Annotated in this window: 1 protein-coding gene; it reads right to left on the reverse strand. The window is 29.2% G+C overall.

Going from position 1 to position 267, the window contains the following annotated elements; all coding sequences use genetic code 11:
• On the reverse strand, positions 1 to 267 hold a 267-nt coding region (locus AAEY72_RS15130; protein WP_352311394.1), incomplete at both ends, for a hypothetical protein.

The raw sequence follows: 267 nt of genomic DNA on the forward strand, positions 1-267 counted from the left end.
CCTTTATATTTGACATTTTCCCATTTGCATCATCCTTACTTAAAACAACAAAAGCTTCACTTGATAAATTTAAGTTTTCGCCATTAATAACTACAGGGTTAAATGCAGAGATTTTGTTTATTGCATAGCTACCATTAATATTTAATTGGACATTTAGTATTTTTGGTGAAGTAGCACTTTCTCTATCAAATGTTAACAAAGCGATTTTACTTTCTATATCATTTATATCTAAAAGCAGATCACCATCATCATCGATATCAGCATAGT

It is taken from the genome of Psychrobacter sp. W2-37-MNA-CIBAN-0211 (assembly GCF_040309405.1).
GTDB lineage: Bacteria > Pseudomonadota > Gammaproteobacteria > Pseudomonadales > Moraxellaceae > Psychrobacter > Psychrobacter glaciei.